This is a genomic window from Candidatus Magnetaquicoccus inordinatus (assembly GCF_004217665.1).
Classification (GTDB): Bacteria; Pseudomonadota; Magnetococcia; order Magnetococcales; family Magnetaquicoccaceae; genus Magnetaquicoccus; species Magnetaquicoccus inordinatus.
This window is the reverse complement of the sequence record NZ_RXIU01000051.1, coordinates 1-18,540: the sequence shown is the minus strand read 5'-3', so window position 1 is coordinate 18,540 and position 18,540 is coordinate 1. Positions and strand designations below refer to the sequence as shown.

Annotated in this window: 16 protein-coding genes; 14 read left to right on the top strand and 2 right to left on the bottom strand. The window is 54.0% G+C overall.

The window, feature by feature from the left end; all coding sequences use genetic code 11:
- The first annotated feature begins 256 nt into the window (after positions 1-256).
- The 11 genes from EJP87_RS05935 to EJP87_RS05885 all read left to right on the top strand — a co-directional run bounded on the left by EJP87_RS05935 (position 257) and on the right by EJP87_RS05885 (position 9,921).
- The gene (locus EJP87_RS05935) at positions 257-802 is read left to right on the top strand and encodes a response regulator (RefSeq protein WP_193771173.1); all 546 of its coding nucleotides are present in this window, start codon (positions 257-259) and stop codon (positions 800-802) included.
- A 4-nt stretch (positions 803-806) separates the two neighbouring features.
- A complete protein-coding gene (locus tag EJP87_RS05930; RefSeq protein WP_130470943.1) occupies positions 807-1,178 on the top strand; it encodes a PilZ domain-containing protein in 372 nt (123 codons plus the stop codon).
- Positions 1,175-2,530, top strand: a complete 1,356-nt coding sequence (locus EJP87_RS05925; RefSeq protein ID WP_130470942.1) for an ATP-binding response regulator — start codon at positions 1,175-1,177, stop codon at positions 2,528-2,530. The genes EJP87_RS05930 and EJP87_RS05925 overlap by 4 nt, the downstream gene beginning before the upstream one ends.
- Entirely contained in the window at positions 2,527-2,907 is a 381-nt protein-coding gene (locus EJP87_RS05920; protein ID WP_130470941.1) for a response regulator, read from the top strand. Before EJP87_RS05925 ends, EJP87_RS05920 begins: the two co-directional genes overlap by 4 nt.
- Positions 2,904-5,993 (top strand): response regulator, encoded by a 3,090-nt coding sequence (locus tag EJP87_RS05915; protein ID WP_130470940.1) that lies wholly within the window; start codon positions 2,904-2,906, stop codon positions 5,991-5,993. The genes EJP87_RS05920 and EJP87_RS05915 overlap by 4 nt, the downstream gene beginning before the upstream one ends.
- Positions 5,987-6,712 (top strand): tRNA (adenosine(37)-N6)-threonylcarbamoyltransferase complex dimerization subunit type 1 TsaB, encoded by a 726-nt coding sequence (tsaB, locus tag EJP87_RS05910; RefSeq protein WP_193771172.1) that lies wholly within the window; start codon positions 5,987-5,989, stop codon positions 6,710-6,712. Before EJP87_RS05915 ends, tsaB begins: the two co-directional genes overlap by 7 nt.
- Positions 6,709-7,167 (top strand): ribosomal protein S18-alanine N-acetyltransferase, encoded by a 459-nt coding sequence (gene rimI, locus EJP87_RS05905; protein ID WP_193771171.1) that lies wholly within the window; start codon positions 6,709-6,711, stop codon positions 7,165-7,167. The genes tsaB and rimI overlap by 4 nt, the downstream gene beginning before the upstream one ends.
- Before the next feature lie 41 nt (positions 7,168-7,208).
- Positions 7,209-7,667: a CBS domain-containing protein gene (locus EJP87_RS05900; RefSeq protein ID WP_130470937.1), complete on the top strand. Its 459-nt coding sequence runs from the start codon at positions 7,209-7,211 to the stop codon at positions 7,665-7,667.
- A gap of 92 nt (positions 7,668-7,759) precedes the next feature.
- Positions 7,760-8,503 (top strand): nucleoside/nucleotide kinase family protein, encoded by a 744-nt coding sequence (locus EJP87_RS05895; RefSeq protein ID WP_130470936.1) that lies wholly within the window; start codon positions 7,760-7,762, stop codon positions 8,501-8,503.
- A gap of 19 nt (positions 8,504-8,522) precedes the next feature.
- Positions 8,523-9,002 carry a CYTH domain-containing protein gene (locus EJP87_RS05890; protein ID WP_130470935.1) on the top strand — a complete coding sequence of 160 codons (480 nt, stop codon included), beginning with the start codon at positions 8,523-8,525 and terminating at the stop codon, positions 9,000-9,002.
- 34 nt (positions 9,003-9,036) lie between these two features.
- Positions 9,037-9,921 (top strand): symmetrical bis(5'-nucleosyl)-tetraphosphatase, encoded by an 885-nt coding sequence (locus tag EJP87_RS05885; RefSeq protein WP_130470934.1) that lies wholly within the window; start codon positions 9,037-9,039, stop codon positions 9,919-9,921.
- Between the two features lie 342 nt (positions 9,922-10,263).
- On the opposite strand, the gene purB is transcribed toward EJP87_RS05885, so the two are convergent.
- The gene (purB, locus tag EJP87_RS05880; RefSeq protein ID WP_130470945.1) at positions 10,264-11,634 is read right to left on the bottom strand and encodes an adenylosuccinate lyase; all 1,371 of its coding nucleotides are present in this window, start codon (positions 11,632-11,634) and stop codon (positions 10,264-10,266) included.
- Positions 11,635-11,729: 95 nt separating this feature from the next.
- Positions 11,730-14,387, bottom strand: coding sequence for a response regulator (locus EJP87_RS05875; RefSeq protein WP_193771170.1), 2,658 nt, complete (start codon positions 14,385-14,387; stop codon positions 11,730-11,732).
- Between the two features lie 112 nt (positions 14,388-14,499).
- On the opposite strand from EJP87_RS05875, the gene EJP87_RS05870 reads away from it, so the two are divergent.
- From EJP87_RS05870 to pntB, 3 genes are all read left to right on the top strand, one after another.
- Positions 14,500-15,180, top strand: a complete 681-nt coding sequence (locus EJP87_RS05870) for a TIGR04283 family arsenosugar biosynthesis glycosyltransferase (protein WP_227657477.1) — start codon at positions 14,500-14,502, stop codon at positions 15,178-15,180.
- 201 nt (positions 15,181-15,381) lie between these two features.
- Positions 15,382-16,962 (top strand): Re/Si-specific NAD(P)(+) transhydrogenase subunit alpha, encoded by a 1,581-nt coding sequence (locus tag EJP87_RS05865; RefSeq protein WP_130470931.1) that lies wholly within the window; start codon positions 15,382-15,384, stop codon positions 16,960-16,962.
- 6 nt (positions 16,963-16,968) lie between these two features.
- The gene (gene pntB / locus EJP87_RS05860; protein ID WP_130470930.1) at positions 16,969-18,372 is read left to right on the top strand and encodes a Re/Si-specific NAD(P)(+) transhydrogenase subunit beta; all 1,404 of its coding nucleotides are present in this window, start codon (positions 16,969-16,971) and stop codon (positions 18,370-18,372) included.
- Positions 18,373-18,540 lie beyond the last annotated feature (168 nt).

Below are 18,540 nucleotides of genomic sequence, written 5' to 3'. Positions count from 1 at the left end.
ACAAATCTGTGCGGCGTGCGCGAATGCTACGCATTCGCTTTTGTAAAACGCCGCACATTACCAGCAGAGCTTTGCCCTGCACCCACCAGGAGGAGATAATCTCCTCCTGGACCTCCATAATAATTTTCTGATTTTCAAATGCGATTGCCCTGATTTACCCTGGGATTCTGATTGTACAAAACCGGCAAATCTGCCATAATTGAGAAAGGTGAAAGGGAGGTTCACCTCGGCACAACCAAGGGAGAGCGCCATGTCCATGATTCTGGTTGTCGATGACAATGAACGCGATGTCCGCCGCCCGATCGTGCGCCAACTCAGCCGCGTTTTCGGCCAAGAGAGAATCGCCGAGGCCAACCATGGCCAGGAGGCTCTCGAGCTCCTCAGTCGCTGGCCAGACCGCTTCGCTGTCATCATCCTCGACATCATGATGCCCATCAAAGATGGTCTCTCCACCTGCCAGGAGATCCGTAACAACCCCAATTGGCAGGGAATCTATATCATCATGCTCACCGGTCGCGACGGTGGCCTGCCCGAGGGGCTTGATGTTGGCGCCGATATCTATCTCCATAAACCTGTCTCCGGCGATGATCTGATTGCCATCGTCCGTCACGGCCTCAAATATTATCGCAAAGAACAAAAACATTCCGATAAAGAGGCCGACCTCAGCGAAAAATTACGCTTCGCCGAGCAAGAAAAATTACGTCTGCAGATGCAAAAAGAGAACAACGCCCACGTCGAAATTCCAGCCGGTGCATCCTCTCCTGCTGCAAGCTGGGTCGAACTGGTCAAAGAGTGGGGCTGACACTATGGAAAGTGACCGACGTACCGCACCGCGTATTCCCTGCTCCATCCGTGTCACCCTGCTTTTTCGCAACGGCTTCATCCATAATGTGCCTGTAATCGACCTCAGCCTCTCCGGTATCCGCCTGGAACTCGATCCCAACACCACCCTCCCCTTCGCAACCCAAGCCGCACTGCATCTCTTCTTCTCCTGCGACACCCAGTCCCAGGCCTCCGCCTGTCTGCTGCAACTGCCCTGCCGCATCATCTGGGCCAACACCCATGCCGTCGCCTTGCAGTTTATCTGCGCAGAGCAAGAGAGCCAACAACTTCTCGCCACCCTGCTCGCCTCGGACTCTCTGCACCCAGAGCCACAACACTCCAGGAATCTCCCATGAATCCAGTGCCTCCCGCGCAGCCCGGAAAAAAGTTACTGCTCTTCAAAAACAAATCACCCACTCCAGACGCCAGCCTCGACGCTCTGCCTTGGCAAATCCTTATCGTCGATGACGACCAACAGGTACACCATCTCACCCGTGAAGTATTGCACGGCTTCCACTTTGAAGGCAGACCCCTCTACCTGCTCTACGCCTCTTCCGCCAAAGAGGCACAAAAACTACTCCTCGACCACAACAATATCGCCGTCATCCTGCTCGATGTGGTCATGGAAAGCAGCCATTCTGGCCTGGAACTGGTTCGCTTCATCCGCGAAGAGTGCGACAACCACCTGCTGCAGATTCTCCTGCGCACCGGACAGGCCGGTCAGTTTCCGGAAGAGTCGGTCTTCGAGCAGCATGATATCAATAATTTTCTCGAAAAATCCGACCTCACCAGTCGCCGTCTCAAAACCGCATTAAAATCGGCTCTGCGCGCCTATCGCGACATCCAAGAGCTTGATCAAATGCGCAAACAAGAACAAGAGCTGCGGCAAACCGCTGATCATGCCAATCGTGCCAAAAGCGCCTTTCTCAACATGGTCAGCCACGAACTGCGTACCCCCCTGCAAGGCACCAAAGGGCCCTTCGAGGAGTTCAAAAGTCAGTTTCACCTCTTCATCGGCATGAAAAAATTGCGCAATCAGATCGACGCACTGCCCAGCACTCCGCACAAAGAGAGCCTGCTCGCCGCACTGCACGAACTGCATCAGGAAGTGGTGGAGATCGCCAGCCAAGGGCTGCAAGCGGTCGAACATCTGCTCGGCTTGATCGAAGATATTCTCGATTTTGCCCGCATCGAAGCCGGTAAATTATCCCTGCTTCCCGTACCTTGTCCGGTCACTCCACTGGTCCGCGAAGTCTGGAATTTGATCCAACCCCTGGCCGATGCCAAAACGCTGCGCCTCTCCTACCAACCTGAAAGCGAACTGACCATCCTGGCCGACAGCAAACGCTGCAAACAGATTCTCCTCAATCTGCTGGGCAACGCCATCAAATTTACCGCACAAGGGGAGATCATATTGCGGGTGCGTCAACAAGAGCAGATGGCCCTCTTCGAGGTGGCCGACAGCGGTTGTGGTATTCCCGCCGACAAGCTGGAAACCATTTTTCACCTCTTCGAGCAGCTCGACAACTCCTTGACCCGGCGCGCCGGTGGAACCGGTCTCGGCCTGCCCATCAGCCGCGAACTGGTCAACAAACAAGGCGGCAGCATGTATGTACACAGCACCCTTGGCCAAGGCAGCCATTTTTTTTTCACCCTGCCTTTGGCCATGCACAGCTCCCCTCCCACTGCAGACGGGCATAACCCATGAAACGTATCCTGATTATCGATGACGACCAAACCGTGCGCCAATCCACCGCCCGCTTCCTGGAACGCAGCGGCTATCAGCTCTATACCGCCGCCAGCGGCAGCAGTGGCCTGCGCATCTGCGACGAACATCCCATCGACCTGGTGATCACCGACATCTTTATGCCCGATAGCGATGGCATCGAAGTGATCATGGCACTGCGCCAAAACCATCCCCGCATCCCCTTGATCACCATCTCCGGCGGCCCCCACAACAATGGCGAAAGCGCCTTTTTTCTGCAAACAGCCATCGACCTCGGCGCCCACCACGCCATTAAAAAACCCTTCTCCCATGACGAACTGCTGGTCGCCGTCTCCGCCTTGCTGGAGCATCCCGTATGAAACTGAGCCACTCCCGGCTCTTCACCCATCTCCTGCTGCCCCTGGCCGCAGTAGCCATCGGTGCCCTGGTCCGCTATTGGCCCCTGGCCGCCTTGGAAAATCGTATCCCCTGGGTCACCTTCTACCCCATGGTCATGCTCTCCGGGGCGGTCGGCGGCCTTTTTCCCGCTCTGCTCTGCGCCAGCGCCAGCGCTCTGCTCGTGCTCTTCTGGTCCCCAGGAGAGCTCCCTTTTATCAGGGATTATGGCGATTGGTTGGGCTGGGGGGTCTTCCTCGGCAACGGCCTGCTGATTGCCCTGCTCAGTGAAGCCATGCAGCGCGCGCAACGACGCGCCATACAGGCCAAAGAGGCCGCCGAAACCGCCAATCGTGCCAAATCCACCTTTCTGGCCAATATGAGCCATGAACTGCGCACCCCACTCAATGCCATCCTCGGCTACACCCGTCTGCTGCAACGGGCAGCGGCTCTGCACCCCTCCCTGCACAAAGAGGTCAATATCATCGCCAGCAGCGCCGGTCACCTGCTCAATCTGATCAATTCGGTGCTCGATCTCTCCAAAATGGAGGCCGATCATCTGCTCATCGAAACAACAGAACTGGATGTGCACCATCTGCTGCACGATCTGCAATCCTTGATGCAGGTGCCCGCCAGCGAAAAAGGGTTACAATTTTATTTGGATATCGCCCCCCAGATACCCCGCATTCTCCTCGGCGATGGCCCACGCCTGCGTCAGATACTCCTCAATCTGCTGGGCAACGCCATCAAATATACCCAACAAGGAAAGATTGTCCTGCAGGTCACACTCCTGCCAGATTCAGCAGAAAACAGCAACATGATCTGTTTTTCCGTCTGCGACAGCGGACCCGGAATCGCTGCCCAGGATCAACAACGCATCTTTCTCCCCTTCGAGCAGGTCACACCGGCCCATACCCCCACCATAGAGGGTACCGGACTAGGTTTAAGCATCTGTCGCCAACTGAGCGAACGGATGGGCGGACGCATCGAGCTGGAAAGTGTTCTAGGCCAGGGAGCCTGTTTTCGTCTGCTTTTGCCCCTGCAACTGCCAGCCGGGCAGAGCATCGACAGCAGCTCCCTCCCGGCAGAGCCAAATCAGCGCCTCTCGGCCAGCAATGGCGCAGAGTACCGCCTGCTGATCGCCGAAGATCAGCCCGATAACCGCCAATTGCTCAGCCGTGTTCTGCGCGAAGCCGGATTTCAGGTCCAGGAGGTGACCGATGGCGCGGCCGCCGTCGCCAGAGCCCAGCAATGGCATCCGCATCTGATTTGGATGGATATACGCATGCCCATCCTGAACGGTCTGCAGGCCAGCCAACAAATCCGTACCCTGCCCCATGGCCAACAGATCATCATCATCGCCCTGACCGCGCATGCCTTGGAGGAAGAGCGACAAGAGATTCTCGCCGCCGGTTGCAATGATCTGCTGCGCAAGCCCTGGCACGAAAGTGAGATTTTTGCCATCCTGGCCAAATATCTGCACCTGCGCTTCCATACTCCAGAGTTTTCCCCAGCCACTCCTCCCGTTACACCCATACCCATCATCGAACCCGGTTCTGAATATATCCTGGTCGTCGATGATCATTGGGACAATCTGCAACTGCTGCAGAGCATACTCCAAGAGAGTACTCTTACCATCCATACCGCCTTTTCTGCCAAACAGGCCAAAGAGTTGATCGCCCAACAACTGCCCACCTTGTTGCTGCTCGACCTCAACCTGCCCGATCAAAATGGCCTGCAGCTCTGCCAGGAGCTTAAAGCCAATCCCGCCAGCAAAGAGCTGCCGATCATCTTTATCAGCGGCACCAGTGAAAGCAGCACCATCAGCACCGCCCTGCGCGCCGGTGGTGCCGACTATATCATCAAACCCTATGCCGCCGCCGAAGTGCTGGCCAGAGTCAACAATCAACTGCAACAACAACGCCTGCGTCGGCAACTGCTCATCTATGCAGAAGAGCTGAATGCCACCAATCAGGAGTTGACCTCCTTGATCGAACAGGCTCCTTTCGGCATTCTGGTCGTCGCCGCCAACGATACCCTCCTTCTTTGCAATGCCGAAGCAGAAAATCTCTTCCAAATCAATCGCCAGCAGGTGCTCTATCAGCCATTGCGCGCCCTGCTTCCCGGCGGTCTGCCACCACGTCTGCCCGGCTATGAAGAGACACTGCATCGGGAAACCGAGGGTCGTCGCGCCAATGGCACACTCTTTCCCCTGCGCCTGGCGGTCAATTCGATCCTGCTGGAAGGGGAAAATGCTCGTCTGGTGATGATCGTCGATCTCAGCGAAGAAAAACGGCTCTATGCCGAGCTGGTGCAAGCGGAAAAAATGGCCAGCCTGGGCAATATGGTGGCTGGCGTGGCCCACGAAATCAATACTCCGGTCGGCATCGGCGTGACCGCCGCCTCCGAATTGAATGAACGCCTGCACTCCTTTTCCACCCTGCTCAAACAGGAGGGCATCTCCGAAGAGGAGCTGACCGAACTGTTACACTCCAGCGAACGCCTCGCACAACTGATTCTCTTTAATCTGCAACGGGCCGCTGATCTGGTACGCAGTTTTAAGGCGGTGGCGGTTGATCAATCCAGCGGAGAGCAGCGTAACCTGCACCTGCGCAGCTATCTGGAATCGGTGATCCTGGCCCTGCACCATGAATTGCGACATACCCGCTTGACCATCACCGTGCTCTGCCCCCCTGATCTGCACCTGCGCAGCTATCCCGGTGCCATAGCCCAGATTGTCATCAACTTGATCCACAACTCCCGTCAGCATGGCTTCCCCGACAATGAGGCAGGTCAGATCATCCTCGAATTTACTGTCCAGGAGGAGCGTCTGCATTTTCTCTATCGCGATAACGGCAAAGGTATGGAAGAGTCCTGCCGTCGCCGCATCTTTGAACCATTTTTTACTACCCGACGCGATTTGGGTGGCAGTGGCCTGGGCATGGCTATCGTCTACAATCTGGTGACCCAAACCCTGGGCGGAAGCATCTCTTGTCAAAGTGCGCCAGGATGTGGCATTGTGCTGCAGATGGAATTTCCGATCAACCACCTGGAGTTGCCACCGTGCTGACCCTCGCCGTGGATACCGCCAGCGCCCAAGGCGGCATCGCCCTGCTCGACGGCGATGTGTCGCTTGCCTGTCGCTTTTTCCAGGGCCCAGCCGGCCATGCCGTTCTCCTGCCCCAGATCTGCCAGCAACTCTTGCAGGAGGTGGGCTGGCAGCCCAAAGATCTCCAATTGTTGGCCATCAACAACGGTCCAGGCGCCTTTGCCGGCTTGCGTATCGGCGCCGCCTTTGCCCAAGGTTTTTCTCTGGCCCATGCCATTCCCATCGTTGGCATCTCTACTCTTGACCTGCTCGCCGCCCAGTGCCCCTGCACCAGCAACTGGATCAGCGTCCTGGTCGATGCCCGACGCCAGGAGATCTTTGCCGCTCTCTATCAACGCCAAGAGAGTGGCCTGCAACTGCTGCATGCCCCCGGGGCGGCTCTCAGCCCCAGCGCTTGGATCTCCACCCTGGAGCAGTGGCCCTGGCCTGCTGCAAGTCAGCTTCTTTTGACCGGTAACGCCCTGCAAGCCTATCCCGAACTGCTCGCGCACACCTGGCCATTGCCCAGTCAATGCACTCCAGCCAGCCAATGGATCATCGATCCTGCGCTCCTGGGCCGCCTGGCACAACAACAGTGGCAGGCACTCCCCGAACCCAAAGCTCTGCTCACCCCTCTGCTCGACTATCAACGCCGCCCGGATGCCGATCCTCCAGTCGCTCTGCTGCGTCCACAACAATGATCCAACTGCGTCCGCTCTTGCGCAGCGATTTGCCCTGGGTCGCCGCAATGGAAGCGCTCCTCCAGCCCCAGCCCTGGAATATCCAGCAATTCCAGGAAGAGTTGCAACAAGAGTCCTGGTGCCAAATCGCCCTCTGCGCAGAACAAAAATGTGGCTATGCCCTGGCGCGTCGTCTGTTTGATGAGATCCACTTGCTGACCTTGGGTACCGCTCCCCCCTGGCAACGACAAGGAGTGGCCAGAATGCTGCTGCAAGCGCTGCTGGATTATGCACGGCACAGCGCAATCACCTCTCTTCTCTTGGAGGTACGTGCCAGTAATCAACCTGCCCGCACACTGTACCAAGACATGGGATTGCAAATCCTCTATACTCGCAAAAGTTACTACGTTCTGCCCAGTGGCAAAGAAGATGCTTTGGTCATGAAACGGGAACTTTTTCCCGAATCAACTATCTAAAATTTTTTGTACTTAAACCATGGAAAGAAGGAGAGATCACAATGCTGGTTAAAGATGTCATGGTGACCAATGTGCGCACCGTGCGTAAGGATGATACCATCCGCTCGGTTGCCGCTACAATTTGTACCAATAAAATCAGTGGTATGCCCGTTGTCGATGACGACGACCGCCTGCTCGGAATCATCACCGAAAAGGATATTCTCAACGCCCTGCTGCCCAACTATTCCGATTTTCTCGATGATCCGGTACGCGCTCGTGATTTTCTGGCCATGGAAAATTCCTATCGCGAAGTGCTCTCCCGTACCGTCGCCAACCTGATGACCAAACGGGTCTTTACCGTTGCCTCCGACGAATTGGTCATGCAAGCCGCCTCGAAAATGGCCTTGCATCGTTTTCGCCGTATCCCGGTAGTGGAAGATCACGACAGACTGGTCGGAATCGTCAGCTTGGGCGATATTCATAAGGCCATCTTCAAACGTGAACTGGGTATCGCCGACTAAGCTTTACACCGGCAATTCCCTTTCCACTATCCATTGCACAGCAAAACCGACCTGCAGAGCTCAAGCTCTTCCAGGCGGTAAAGGAGAGGCCGATGGATAAAATGGTTGTTCTGGCTGGACCCTCCTGCGTAGGTAAAGGTCCGCTATATACTGCTTTGCGTCGTTTCTATCCACAACTGGCCAGTCGCTTCCGGCAACTGGTCCTGTTCAACGACCGACCACCTCGCCCCGGCGAAGAAGAAGGGGTCCATTATTTCTTCCGATCCCGTGGCGCCATCGAAGCCCTGCGCGATAAAGAGGGCTATGTGGTCGCCGATGTGCTTGGTGATCTGCAAGCACTGGAAATCGCCCAAATTCAACGGATCATCGATAGCGGACGCATCCCCTTCTTTGAAGGAAGTCCCTTCGTCCCCGGTAAATTACGCGAAGTCGGTATCTTTGATCGCTTTCCCACTGTCTCCATCTTTCTCTCCCCTCTCTCCCGCGAAGAGATTCTCTACCTAAAAGATCCTGAACGCAGCGTTGACCTCAATCGCTTTATCACCGACATCCAACGCCACAAGCTGTTGCACCGCACACAAAGACACAAGGGATTGTTGTCGCTTAAGGATCTGGAGAATATCGAAAAACGCAGCAATAATGCCCTTCTGGAAATGCGTGCCGCCTGGCAGTTTGATTATGTAATTCCACTGCATGACGGCGAAGGGCATGAAAATTGGGATGCCTTCTACTATCCAATCGGCAGCGCCCGTAAAGCCTTGATGGCCTTTGCCGCTCTGCTGCAAGGGGAAGAGAGCCCCGATAGCGAAAAATGGAACGAAGAGCTTTTGCTGTAAATCAGGCAAGGAGCGAAAGATGGGGCAAGAGATTGAACGGCGTTTTCTGGTAGATCGCACTCTCTGGGAGCAGTCAGGGCTCCCGCAAGCTCGCAGCGCACAAACTATCCGGCAAGGTTTTCTTTCCACAGTCAAAGAGCGAGTCGTGCGTGTGCGCCTGAACGGTGAACAGGGTAGCCTCACCATTAAAGGAATCACCCGTGGCATCAGCAAGCTGGAATTTGACTATCCCATCCCGGCAGATGATGCCCGACAGATGCTGGATGAACTCTGCCAGCCACCACTGATCGAAAAAATACGTTACCAAATCGACTATGCCGGCCTGCTCTGGGAGGTGGATGCCTTCAGCGGTGCCAATCAAGGATTGCTGCTGGCAGAAGTGGAGTTGACCTGCGAAGAGCAGAGTTTTCTCTCTCCCCCCTGGCTGGGGGAGGAGGTCTCTCTGGATCCACGCTATTTCAACTCCAGCCTGAGCCGCAAACCATTCAGCGAATGGTAACTGCATATATACGCTGCATAAAAAGGGGGGAATAATGGCCGTTTATGCCATAGGAGATGTACATGGCTGCCTGGAGGAGCTGAAAAATTTATTGCGCGAGATCCGTTTTGATCCCGAACGGGATCGCTTGCGCCTGGTGGGAGATCTGGTCAACCGAGGACCAGACTCACTGGGGGTGCTGCGTTTTGTTCGCAACTTGGGCAATCGCGCCGTCACTGTTATGGGCAATCATGAAGGACGGATCCTGGCCGCCTTGAGCGGTTGGCCAGCCGACAAGGGAATCATGCCGCTGGTGCAACAAATACGTGCGGCTGCCGATGGCCAAGAGCTGATTCAATGGTTGCGTAGCCTGCCCCTCTTTCATTGTGACCGCTCTTTGGCCTTTGGCATGGTACACGCCGGCCTCTCACCCGCCTGGGGACTAAGCGATGTGCGCGCCTTGTCGGCAGAGATCACCGCTGTGCTACAAAATGAGGAGCAAAGCCGGGAATTTTTTCTTAACTGGGATGACACGGTGCTGGATAATCCCGAAGATGAAGGAGATCCACTCAGCCGCTTGCGCTTTGCCTATGCGGTAATGACCCGGATCCGCCTCTGTACCGCTGCCGGTCAACCGCTCTGGCCCAATAATCCGCTCTTGGCCGGAGTCAGCAACCCTTATGCTTTTGTACCAAACGAAGAGACCAAAGCTGCCGATTTTCCCTATCGCCCCTGGTTTGAGTTGCGCCCGGAAGGAGAACAGGCACGCATCATCTACGGCCATTGGGCTGCAGCAGGCATGACCCTCAACCGCAAATCCTTTGGCTTGGACTCCGGTTGCGTCTATGGCGGCAAGTTGACCGCCATTCAGTTGGATGATCCCGACCTGCAGATCGTGCAGATCAACTGCCCGCAGTATGTTACCCCGGAATATTCCTGAGCAGTAGTTTATTGGCCGTAACTATTCACCGCACAAAACAACTGCGGGTCCAGGGATGGCACCTCCCTGGCCGGGTCCAGGGATGGAATCCCTGGGATTTTGTTTTTAATCTTTTGCCTTTGGCGCGCTTTTCAAACTAAGCCGACGCGCTCTTTGCATCGGCTTAAGCGCCTAATGGAAGCAAGCTGTGCGGATTGGCGCGCATTTTTGCGCCAATTCGTACAGCATCCCCATGGGGATAGAGCTGGCGAGCCATGGCGAACCGGGTAGAGCTGGCGAGCCATGGCGAACCGGGTAGAGCTGGCGAGCCATGGCGAACCTGAATAGTTACCCTGCAGCCTACTATTCCGGAACCTGCCCGGCCAGTTGCTTGGCCAAGCCGATATAACCGGCAGGAGTCAGCGCCAACAGACTCTCTTTGACCTCCTGCGGAATCGACAAACTCTGGATCAAGGCGTGTAAACTGTCGCGACTCACCCGCTGCCCACGGGTCAATGCCTTCAAACGTTCATAGGGTTGATCGATCTGATAACGACGCATCACCACCTGAATCGGTTCGGCCAACAGCTCCCAACTCTCCTGCAGATCGGCAGAGAGACGCTCGGAATCGGCCTCCAGCTTGCCAATGCCCTTCAACAACGAACGATAGGCCAACAGCGAATAACCCAACCCCACCCCCATGTTGCGCAACACCGTAGAATCGGTCAAATCACGTTGCAAACGGGAAATGGGCAGCTTGCTCGACAAATGGTGCAACAGGGCATTGGCCAATCCCAGATTGCCTTCGGCATTTTCAAAATCAATCGGATTGACCTTGTGCGGCATCGTGGAAGAGCCTACCTCACCGGCAATGGTCTGCTGCCGGAAATAGCCCAGCGAAATATAACTCCATACATCACGGGCAAAATCGATCAATACCGTATTGAATCCCGCCAAGGCATCAAACAGTTCGGCAATACCATCATGCGGTTCGATCTGAGTGGTCAGCGGTTGATAGAGCAACCCCAACCCTTCGACAAAACGACGTGCCAACTGTGGCCAATCCACCTCCGGATAGGCCACACAATGGGCATTAAAGTTGCCCACCGCACCATTGATCTTGCCATAGACCGGAACCGCCTGCAGACGCCGCAACTGCTTGCGCAAGCGATCCGCCACGTTGGCCATCTCCTTGCCCAACGTGGTTGGTGAAGCCGGTTGCCCATGGGTGCGTGCCAACATCGGCAAGGCCGCATGCGCCACCGCCAAACCATCAAGCGCTGCAATCACCTGCTGCATCGAAGGCAGCAACACCTGACTGCGCGCCTCCTGCAAAGAGAGACTATGTGCCAGATTGTTGATATCTTCCGAAGTGCAGGCAAAATGAATAAACTCGATCAAACCACGCATCGAGCTCTCCTGCAGACGCTCTTTCAAAAAATATTCCACCGCCTTGACATCATGATTGGTGACCCGCTCAATGGCTTTGATTCGTTCGGCCTCCAGCGGGGAAAACTCTGTCACCACTCTCTGCAAAAAGCTCTGCTCCTCCTCGGTCAAGGGAGGCACCTCTGCAATCAACGGCTCTGCCGCCAAGGCCCGCAACCAGGCCACCTCCACCTGCACCCGAAAACGCATCAGGCCATATTCTGAAAAAAGATTTCGCAAAACAGCCGTTTGCGCTGCATAACGACCATCCAACGGCGAAACCGCCGTCAAGGAAGTGAGCTCCAACATAATCCGTTCAACCTGCAACAAAAAAGAGTTCCCTGTCGATCACTCAGATCAACATTACCTTATCCACTCACCCCAAATCAGCAGAAAATGCTTCAGGGGGTGTGATTGTGACACTGTTTGCAGCGATTGTCATGCTCTTCCAACATTTTCCAATGCACCACCGGAATCTGGATGATGTCGGGACGATTCAAACGAAACAAGTCGCTGCCACAAATCGCCTTGACCTGCCAACGACTACGGCGCTGGACATTCAAATAGCTCTCTTCACCAAAAAAGCCGGTAGGCTTGACCGTATCAACCACCACTCCCCGATGATCTGACAACTCCACCTGCCCACTGACCAATAACCATAACTGCTCCCCTTCGCTCTCCGGCAACGCCTCTCCTGCCTGCAACGCTACCCGATCCAGTTGTTGCGCCAACTGCACCAAACGAAAGGTGGTCTGCTCACCAAACAGCCGGGTGCGACGGAGAAAATCCACCTTATCCATCACCGCATGCAGATGTTCCAACAGACCATTGTTCTCCAAAAAGGCCTTGAACAAGGCCGCCGGAAAACGAATCACCGAACAGTGAGAGACCGCCCGATAGGTAGCTTTGCTCTGCGGCGCATCGCTCAACAACTCTTGCGCCCCCATCAACGATCCAAAAGGCATATGGCTGTGTACGCCCAATTCGGCATCCAGATAGGAGACCGCACCCGTCAACACCATCTCGACATATTCCGGCTTGCCACCATTACCCGTGCGATAAATAATGGTTCCCGCGTTATAATTGATGGTTGGACTATTGAGCAGCATATGGATCTGATCCACCTTGACCTGTGGAAACAGCCGATTGATAAAACGGTAAGCCCGTTGCCGCAGATAATCTTGTTGCCCCTCAATCAAAATATCAATGGCCCCAAAAAAGGATTCCGAACCAATCTCCATCTCCGGGATGGTCAATTTACGACCAATATGGGCCAACACCAAGCGTTTGGAGCTGTCATGGCGAAAATCCTCAGCCACACCATGAACCATGCCTCCTCCCACATCCAACTTTTTCAGATCGGCAGGCAACAGATAGTCGTCCCGCACCTTGGCCACCAGATCCCCAGGCAGATCACTGCCCATGCGATTCCAAACCTCGAAAGAGACCAAATCCGCCAAATGGGCATAGGTGCGATAGCCATCGCCCGCCAGAGCGCGAAAATAAAAGATGGTCGCCTCCACCGGATGTGGAGTATGCAGCGGCAGCACCTCCAAACCATCACAATCGTTCCATTCATCCTCCTTGAGATCATGCAGCTCAAAAAATTCACCAAATTTATCCTCTGCCAACGAGGTCAAAGCAGCAAACTTTTTGGCAATCGAGGCACGCACCAAGGGGGTGGCATAATATTTCAAACGGTGCCCGGAGTGAATCAACGAGGGCAACCCACCAAAATGGTCATCATGGCCATGAGTTTGAAAGATCCCTTCCACTTCGCTGACATCAATCCCCAACGAGGTCAAAATCTGCAAAATGGTCGGACTGGTATCCACCAAATAGATCCGCCCCTGAAAGGTGACAATCGAACCCATACTGGGCCGGTTGATATCCCAACCATCCCCCTCTCCGGTATGCAGTACAGCAAAATAGTGCTGCTGAATGCGATGGCGCCCTAAAGGATAACAGGCTTCATAAAGAATCGTCGGCGGCAGATTGAGATCGATATCGGTGGACTCATCGCGATAATGAAAACGAAAACGGTTAAAAGCAATCCGCTCCACAGAGACCCCGTTGCGAATGGCAACCGGTTTATCAGCCAGCTCCAGAGTATCCAAAAACTCTTGCGGAGTACGGATCTGCCCAAAAGCAAATTTACGTTTGATTTTCATCAACAGAGCCGCCCGCTCCTCGCTCGCCCCAGCGGCCATGAGCTCCTCTTCACTAATCAGACCATAATTGCCACGATGAATATATTCCAACTGGGCACGCACTTGATCCGGAGAACCAATCAACAAAGGCTTGATTCCGGTATTATTGGGATGCTTGGGCAGAATCATCCCCTGGCGATAGAGCATCTGCAACACCGGAAACTCCGATAAATTGGCAAATCCTCCATTTTGCACCAGCAAATCCGACAAAAGGATGGCGTTGGGACCGGTTTCAAAGGTGACTCCATGACGCTGGGCGGTACTGACCAACCCTTTGCGCATAAGATGTTTGATCACCTCACCAGGACAGCCACAAAGAATATAGAGACCGGCTTCTGGCACCTGCAACCAAAACACTCCGGGAGTAACCTGAATCACCAACAGGTTGTTCATGGCCGAACGCAAAGCCAGTTGCGCCTCCTGCAACGAGGAGGTACGCTCTTCAACCAACTGTTCGATATAGCGATTGTGGCTGGCTAAAGCCAAATGGTTGCGTACCCGCATCAACAGAACCGGTGGCGAGATAGGTTTGGTCAAAAAATCGACTGCCCCCAACTCCAAACCTCGCAGCTCATTTTCCATTTTGCGACTGGCTGTGATAAATATCACCGGAATGGTGGCGGTATCGGGGTTGGCTTTCAGTTTCCTGCAGGTCTCAAATCCATCCATATCGGGCATTTGCACATCCAGCAAAATCAGATCTGGGTGGGTCTCCTGCAGCAACCGCAAGGCTTCTGCACCAGACCGGGCCGTCAACACACGGTAGGATTGCTCTAACCATTCACTGAGCAGATGGATGTTGTCGGCAGCATCATCGACAATCAATAGGGTAGGCCGTTGAGCAGTCATGGTACACCTTGAACGGTGGATAACAGAAAAGGTCTGACTCTTGGATGCAACAAAAATACCATGTCCAATGCCATGTTCAAGTGGTGCAATCATCCAGACAAGGAAAAATGAGGTGTCACTGTCGATCGTTATACCGGTACGTCAGGAGGCAGAAGGTTTAGCCGACTGCCTGCAGGCATTACAGAGCTTGCGCCAGGCTGGAGTAGAGATCATTGTTGTCGATGGCGAAAGCCATGATCATTCCGCTGCAATTGCCCGCAACTGGGGAGCCAAAGTAATTGTCACTGCTCCTGGACGCAGCAAACAAATGAATGCAGGAGCAAGCGTGGCGTGCGGTGAAATCATTCTGTTTTTGCATGCAGATACCAGGCTTCCCCCCTCAGCAGTCATTCTCTCTCTGCCCACACGCCTGGAGGCAAAAAAAGCGCATTGGGGATTTTTTGCCGTCACCATTTCTGGCCGCTCCTGGATGTTGCCCGTGGTTGCACAGATGATCAGTTGGCGCTCCCGCTTGAGCAAAGTGGCCACCGGTGATCAAGCCCTTTTTGTGCGGCGCTCCCTTTTTAATGCACTCGGCGCTTTTCCCGATCTGCCCTTGATGGAGGATGTGGCCTTCAGTAAATCTTTGCGCCGTCACTCCGCCCCTCTGGTCATTTCTGAACCAGTCTGCACCTCTGGAAGACGTTGGGAAAAATATGGCATTTGGCAAACCATCTTTTTAATGTGGCGCCTGCGTTACTCTTTTTGGCGTGGCGTCTCTGCTGAGAAATTGGCAAAATTTTACCATTATTAACGAAAGGTAAATTTCTATAGCGGTTTGGTGGATTTTTGCTTCCCCTTTTTTCTGATTTGTCTTAAGAATAGTCGGGTCCGTGTTGGACGCCGTATTCAGAGTCGTTACACTCTGCTCCTTGTGTAACAAACTCAAAAAGCATGTAAAGAGTGAGTTCACGTTTCTGGTAGGTCGTACCATCCCTTGCATGAGGTGTCATCTATGAAAATCGGTATTCCCAGAGAGATTTATCCAGAAGAAAAACGGGTCGCGGCCAGTCCTGACTCAGTCAAACAATTAATTAAAATGGGTTATCAGGTCATTGTGGAAAACAATGCCGGAGCGGCTGCCCAGTTCACAAACGACAGCTATACAGCAGCAGGAGCAGAGATTGCTCCCGATGCAGACAGTTTGTGGGGTGGTTCCGACATGGTGATCAAAGTACGTCCGCCTATGGTCAATCCAGCGGATAATCGCCATGAAGCGGATTTGCTTAGCGAAGGCAAACATTTGATCAGTTTTATTTGGCCGGCGCAAAACAAAGAGTTGATGGATCGTCTGGCGGCACGCAAAGTGACTGTCCTGGCAATGGATTCAGTACCGCGCATTTCGCGGGCGCAAAAGTTGGATGCACTGTCGTCGATGGCCAATATTGCCGGCTATCGTGCAGTCTTGGAAGCAGCACACCATTTTGGGCGTTTTTTCACCGGACAGATTACTGCCGCTGGTCGGGTACCTCCGGCAAAGATTATGGTAATTGGCGCTGGTGTGGCTGGTCTGTCGGCCATCGGTACAGCGGTTGGTATGGGTGCAGTGGTTCGCGCCTTTGATACCCGTCCGGAAGTGGCCGATCAAGTCAAAAGCATGGGCGCAGAATTTTTGATGCTCAATTTTGAGGAAGATGGTACCGGTGAGGGCGGCTATGCCAAAGTGATGAGCCCCGAGTTTATCAAAGCCGAAATGGAGCTGTTTGCCCAACAGGCCAAAGAGGTGGACATCATCATCACCACCGCTTTGATCCCTGGCGTGCGCGCTCCGATCCTGATTACCGAAGAGATGGTCAAATCGATGAAACAGGGTAGCGTTGTCGTCGATCTGGCCTCCGAACAGGGTGGTAACTGCGAAGGGATCGAACCCGGCAAAGTGGTGGTCAAACATGGTGTGACCTTGATTGGTTATACCGATCTGCCCTCCCGTCTGGCTACCCAGGCTTCCAATCTCTATGCCCAAAACATCTGCCATCTCTTGAAAGATATGACCAAGGATGGAGTGTTCTCGATCAATATGGAGGATGTGGTGCAGCGTGGCACCACGGTGATCAGCCAAGGTGAGGTGATTTGGCCGCCACCGAAACTGCCACCACCGCCTGTCCAAGCAAAAAAACCGGCAGCACCGCCTCCGACCGCTCATGGACATGGTAAACATGGCCATGCCGGTCCGCCTGAAGATCCGGCTGAGACCAATCGGCGTATTCTCACCTATATGGGATTGGGCGGTCTGGTGTTGGCCCTGGTTGGCATGTCGGCACCTCCGGCCTTTTTGGCCCATCTGACTGTTTTTGCCCTCTCCTGTTTTATTGGCTACATGGTGGTCTGGAATGTCACCCCGGCTTTGCATACCCCCCTGATGAGCGTTACCAATGCCATCAGTGGTATCATTGTCATTGGTGCCATGGTACAGATGGTTGCTCCATCTGGAACTGTGGTTGCTTTGGCCGCCATTGCTGCTCTCTTGGCCGCCATCAACATTGCCGGTGGCTTTCTGGTTACCCAGCGCATGCTTAAAATGTTCCGGAAGGAGTAGAATTCCATGAATTCAGGTCTGATTACGGTTTCTTACATTGCCGCCAGCATTCTCTTCATCTTGAGCCTGGGTGGCCTCTCCAATCAGGAATCGGCCCGTCGTGGTAACCTGTATGGAATGATTGGTATGGCTATTGCCATCTTCTTTACCTTGTTGGCACCGAAGATGGGTGGTTTTGGCATCTTGATTCCGGTCATGTTGATCGGCGGTGCAGTGGGTGCTGTTGTGGCGGCACGGGTAGAGATGACTGCCATGCCGCAGTTGGTTGCTGGTTTTCACAGCTTTGTGGGTTTGGCCGCCGTGTTGGTGGGTGTGGCCAACTATATCGATACCTCGGTACACTATGCCTCGCATGTGGAGCGGGTTATCCATGAAGCGGAGATTTTTGTCGGAGTCTTTATCGGTGGTATCACCTTTACTGGTTCGATCATTGCCTTTGGCAAATTGCAGGGTGTAATCACCAGCAAGCCGTTGGGTTTGCCTGGTCGTCATGGTGTCAATTTTGCCATGATTCTGTTCAGCATCTATCTGGGCAGTCTGTTTATTGGTGCCAATCCGCCCCATTCGCAGATGTTGCCGTTGATGATCATGACCTTGATCTCCTTTGTCTTGGGCGCACATTTGGTCATGGCCATCGGTGGTGCTGACATGCCGGTGGTGGTCTCCATGCTCAACAGCTATTCAGGTTGGGCTGCGGCAGCGACCGGTTTTATGCTTTCCAATGATGTGTTGATTGTGGTGGGGTCGCTGGTGGGCAGCTCCGGTGCCATCCTCTCCTACATCATGTGCCGGGCCATGGCGCGTTCGTTCATCAGTGTGATTCTGGGTGGTTTTGGTGTCGAAGCCGGAACGGTAACGGCGAGCGCCAGTACCGAGCAGGGTACGGTAACCAGCATCAATGTGGATGAGACGGCGGCTTTGTTAAAAGATTCCAAGAGTGTCATCATCATTCCCGGCTATGGTATGGCGGTAGCACAAGCCCAGCATCCGGTATATGAAATGACCAAGTTTTTGCGTGATCGTGGTTGCAATGTCCGCTTTGCCATCCATCCGGTGGCTGGACGTTTGCCGGGCCACATGAATGTTTTGTTGGCCGAAGCCAAAGTACCTTATGACATTGTCTTGGAGATGGATGAGATCAATCATGACTTCCCCAACACCGATGTTGCGATTGTTTTGGGAGCCAATGACATTGTCAATCCAGGTGCCCAGGATGATGCCAGCAGCCCGATCTATGGCATGCCGGTGTTGGAGTGTTGGAAGGCTGGCACAGTGATTGTTTCCAAGCGCAGTATGGCTTCCGGTTATTCTGGTGTGGACAATCCGTTATTTTACAAAGAGAACACCCGCATGCTTTTTGGCGATGCGAAAAAGACTGTGGAAGCGGTTTTGGCGGCAGTCAAGCAGTAAGACAGCCAATTTGTTGCAGAAGAAGGGAGCGGGTGACCGCTCCTTTTTTTTGCGCAATGGGTAGACAATAGTAACTATTCAGCACCCAAATCAACTGCGGGTCCAGGGAGGGCACCCTTACAGGTGTAGGTTTTTTATAGAAAGTTAGAAATTAACGGCGAAACAAGA

What these genes read in the sequence shown, in the direction of transcription:
- EJP87_RS05935 (WP_193771173.1), top strand. Translation starts at nt 257, where the DNA reads ATGATTCTGGTTGTCGATGACAATGAACGCGATGTCCGCCGCCCGATC.
- EJP87_RS05930 (WP_130470943.1), top strand. Translation starts at nt 807, where the DNA reads ATGGAAAGTGACCGACGTACCGCACCGCGTATTCCCTGCTCCATCCGT.
- EJP87_RS05925 (WP_130470942.1), top strand. Translation starts at nt 1,175, where the DNA reads ATGAATCCAGTGCCTCCCGCGCAGCCCGGAAAAAAGTTACTGCTCTTC.
- EJP87_RS05920 (WP_130470941.1), top strand. Translation starts at nt 2,527, where the DNA reads ATGAAACGTATCCTGATTATCGATGACGACCAAACCGTGCGCCAATCC.
- EJP87_RS05915 (WP_130470940.1), top strand. Translation starts at nt 2,904, where the DNA reads ATGAAACTGAGCCACTCCCGGCTCTTCACCCATCTCCTGCTGCCCCTG.
- rimI (WP_193771171.1), top strand. Translation starts at nt 6,709, where the DNA reads ATGATCCAACTGCGTCCGCTCTTGCGCAGCGATTTGCCCTGGGTCGCC.
- EJP87_RS05900 (WP_130470937.1), top strand. Translation starts at nt 7,209, where the DNA reads ATGCTGGTTAAAGATGTCATGGTGACCAATGTGCGCACCGTGCGTAAG.
- EJP87_RS05895 (WP_130470936.1), top strand. Translation starts at nt 7,760, where the DNA reads ATGGATAAAATGGTTGTTCTGGCTGGACCCTCCTGCGTAGGTAAAGGT.
- EJP87_RS05890 (WP_130470935.1), top strand. Translation starts at nt 8,523, where the DNA reads ATGGGGCAAGAGATTGAACGGCGTTTTCTGGTAGATCGCACTCTCTGG.
- EJP87_RS05885 (WP_130470934.1), top strand. Translation starts at nt 9,037, where the DNA reads ATGGCCGTTTATGCCATAGGAGATGTACATGGCTGCCTGGAGGAGCTG.
- EJP87_RS05875 (WP_193771170.1), bottom strand. Translation starts at nt 14,387, where the DNA reads ATGACTGCTCAACGGCCTACCCTATTGATTGTCGATGATGCTGCCGAC.
- EJP87_RS05865 (WP_130470931.1), top strand. Translation starts at nt 15,382, where the DNA reads ATGAAAATCGGTATTCCCAGAGAGATTTATCCAGAAGAAAAACGGGTC.
- pntB (WP_130470930.1), top strand. Translation starts at nt 16,969, where the DNA reads ATGAATTCAGGTCTGATTACGGTTTCTTACATTGCCGCCAGCATTCTC.